A 2,089-nucleotide genomic window follows, 5' to 3' on the forward strand; every position below is an offset into this window, starting at 1 on the left:
CCGGCAGCGTCAATGGTTCGATAGTGAGACGTGAGGACGGCTTTGGGAAGGGCGGGATTCAGTCTGTGGCCGGTTCTGCCTGCGAGGCCATGACGTGTTGATGGAGCAACAGGGCCATGGCCGCCACGCGGCTGACGGCATCCACCGACAGGGTGGCGCCGGTAATGCCATCCACCTCACGGGACAGGCTCAGGTCATCCTGCAGGGTCATCCCGACAAATTGCTGACGGAAAAATGCCTGGTGCACTTCGCCGCCTCGGGGTTCGCGGTATACCNACACGTTCAGGTGAGTAATGCCGGCCGCCCCCACCGCCACGGCCAGCGTCATTGGCATGTCCTTGCTTTTTTCGTCGATGATCCAGGTCGTCACGCCTCCCTGCTGCCAGTAACGCAATCGCAAGCCGCGATACCGGTGTCCCAGTGCCGTTTCTACCCGGTCACGCAGATCGCCACGTAACGGCAGCAGGGACATTCCCGGCAATGGCTCGCCATAGACCTGGGACAAAAAAGTATCCACCGTCATAAACTCGGTTTCGTCATAGCCGCTGATCGCCTGCGCCGGGGCGCTCATGACGCACCACAGCGCCACCATCAACAGGCCAACCCCACGCACCATCAATTCACCAACCGTTCCTTATCGAAGAAGGCTTCAATCAACCACTGGTTATAACCGCCCAGCCGCTCGCCTGCCAGGCGCGCCTGTGCTTCATGATAAATCGGGTGATGCTCCATGCTCTTGGGCATCAACACCTGGGCGGTCCAGGTGGCGCCACGAATCCAGCCATAGTTGAACTTCTGCCACCAGCCATACTTCATGTCGTACTGATCCCGAATACGCGGCGGCAGCTCTGCGGCAGTGATGATTTTCTGCCCCCAGAGTGGTGCGATCATCCAGATGGATTTGGCGTCAAACAGGTCTTCCTTCAATTGCATGGCATTGGGAGTCACCGTCAGCTGCGGGCTTTCCCACATGGCGCGGTTATAGTCCATGAACGCGTCCCAGTCGGTGGGCAAGGCGCTTTCCGGAATCCCGAACAACATGGCAAACAGTTTGGTTTCTTCGTAGAACTGGTTTTTCTCTTCCGGGGTCAGGTCATCTTCCAGTTTCTCGTACATGTGAACGATGGTTTCCCACAGTGTTGCATGCACCCAGATCATGGCGTTGATTTCGTTGGCCCGGTATTCGGAACCCCGATGGAAAGCACCGGCCTCTTCGGTCATTTCACCGTCAATTTCCTCATGGATATCCCGCACCTGGTTCGCCGAAGCCATCGCCTGGGGCATGCTGCCAAACACCATGCTGGAGATATGATAGAAAGTGCGGCGGGCCCGCCCCATGGGGTCATTACGCACTTGCGAGTGCTGATCAATACCTGCGGTTACCCAGGGATGAGCCACCTGCAGCAACAGTGCACGACCGGCACCAAAGGCGGGTGGCGCGCTCAAACCATCCAGTTTCCACATCATGGAATCCGGGCCAAAAAGCCCCTCCCGGGGATTGGGCATTGTGTTGTTATGGACCTTGGCCAGCTGTTTGCAGAAGTTGGCTTCATCAATCCACAGCGGCAACGGCGCGCTGCCATCTTCAGGCACCAACCGTTTCACCGCATCATCGCTGGCATAGTCATAGGCACCGTCAGGATTACCCGTTTCCTGGTCATCAGCGATGCCCTGATCACAGGGGTTGGTGAGAAACCCGGTTTCCGCTCGTACCAGTTCCAGATCCAGAGACGCGGCCTCGGATTTCATTTCCATATCTGCAGGCAAGCGATAGCCCCCCTGCACGGACATGTAATCCTGATAAGCAATGTTCCAGCCTTTTTCTTCGATAGAATCCGGAACGTACATGTTTTCCTGATAGATCACCGCATTGGCCGTAGCAGGCAGCCCGCGCACCCAATAGGACAAATCGCCGGCCTGGAGCTGGGCGTGCAGGTGCTCAGCCACCTTCTTGGCCTCCACCCCGCCCATCACATCCAGGGTTTCTTCTTGCGGCGCATAGACATTGCCGCTGATCACCGCCTTGGGGGCGCCCACCGGGTCATCCATCAACACGGCCAGCTGATAATTTTCCCCCAGCTGCTTGAAG

At 57.7% G+C, this 2,089-nt stretch carries 2 protein-coding genes; both read right to left on the minus strand.

Going from position 1 to position 2,089, the window contains the following annotated elements; translation table 11 throughout:
• Window positions 1-58 precede the first annotated feature (58 nt).
• Window positions 59-616 (minus strand): FMN-binding protein, encoded by a 558-nt coding sequence (locus A3754_RS19875; RefSeq protein ID WP_082904811.1) that lies wholly within the window; start codon window positions 614-616, stop codon window positions 59-61.
• Window positions 616-2,089: lipoprotein insertase outer membrane protein LolB (locus A3754_RS19880; RefSeq protein WP_063521079.1), on the minus strand; the 1,474-nt coding region annotated here is incomplete at its 5' end. The genes A3754_RS19875 and A3754_RS19880, both read right to left, overlap by 1 nt.

The organism is Alcanivorax sp. HI0083 (assembly GCF_001635175.1).